General features: G+C 66.9%; 1 protein-coding gene. It reads left to right on the top strand.

Annotation, left to right across the window (positions count from 1 at the left end):
• Positions 1-1413, top strand: a 1413-nt coding sequence (locus tag O3298_RS29115) for a condensation domain-containing protein (RefSeq protein ID WP_305061206.1), incomplete at both ends; no start/stop codon positions are given.

Consider the following 1413-nt stretch of genomic DNA (forward strand, 5'->3'; position numbering starts at 1 on the left):
CGCGCGCTGCCGCAGGTGCGCGACGCGGTGGTGCTGGCGCGCGAAGACCAGCCGGGCGACCAGCGCCTGGTGGGCTATGTGGTCAGGAACGACATCGACATTGACCGCGCAGCGCTCCAGCTTGCCCTGCAGGCTAGTCTGCCGGCTTACATGGTGCCATCCGTGTGGGTGACGCTCGATGCGCTGCCGCTGAACCCGAACGGCAAGGTCGACCGCAAGGCGCTGCCTGCGCCGGACGCGAGCCTGTCGCAGGCCGGGTATGTGGCGCCACAGACCGAGACCGAAATAGAGCTCTCCGCGATCTGGGCGGGCCTGCTGAACCAGGAAGTCGGCAAGATTGGCGCGACAGCGAACTTCTTCGCGCTGGGCGGTCATTCGCTGCTGGCGGTACGTCTGTTGGCGGAAGTGCGCCACGTGCTCGGTGTCGAGCTGGGAATCAAGGACTTGTTCGCCAACGGTTCGTTGGCGGCGCTGGCGGCAGCCATTGACTGCGGCACAGGCGCGTTCACGCGCCCGCAGGTGACGGCGCAGGCGCGCGGCAGCGAATCTATTCCCCTGTCGTTCGCGCAGCAGCGCCTGTGGTTCCTGGACCGGCTTGACGGCGGCAGCTCGCACTACAACATGCCGTCCGCCCTGCGCGTGACGGGCCGCTTTGACGTCGCCGTCGCCGAGCAGGCGTTCCGGCGCATCATTGAACGGCATGAGCCGCTGCGCACCGTCTTCGCCAGTGAAGGCGAGCAGCTGTGGCAAGTGATCCGGGAGCAGGTGGAGTTTGGCATCAAAATAAGAGACCTGACGTCGCTCGATCCCGGCGCGCGGGAACTGGCCGCGCGGCAGTTGGCGCTGGCCGATGCCGAAACGCCGTTCAATCTGGTGCGCGACGTGATGCTGCGCGCCAGCTTCGTCCGCCTGGGCGAGGAGGCGGGCGTGCTGCTGTTTAATATGCACCACATTGCCTCGGACGGCTGGTCGATGGGCCTGCTGGTTAGGGAGTTCCTGGACCAGTACCAGGCGCTGCGTAGCGGTGCTGCCAACCCCCACGGCCCGCTGGCAATCCGGTATGCCGACTATGCGCAATGGCAGCGCGAGTGGCTGGCCGGCCCGGTGTTGGAAGATCAGCTTGGATACTGGAGCCAGCAGTTGGCTAGCCTGCCACCGGTGCACGGCCTGCCGCTGGACCGCGCCCGCCCGGCGCACCAAAGCTTCCGTGGCGCGCAGCACCGCTTCACGATGGATACTGCCACGTGCCAAGGTTTGAAGAAGGTCGCACGGGACCAGCAGGCCACGCTGTTCATGGTGCTGCACGCCGCGCTGAGCGTGCTGCTGGCGCGGCACGGCAACAGCAGCGACATCGTGATCGGCACGCCGGTGGCCAACCGGCTGCAGAAGGAGCTGGAAGAGCTCATCGGCTTC

The sequence above is a fragment of the Janthinobacterium sp. SUN137 genome (genome assembly GCF_030587265.1).
Lineage (GTDB): Bacteria > Pseudomonadota > Gammaproteobacteria > Burkholderiales > Burkholderiaceae_D > Janthinobacterium > Janthinobacterium kumbetense.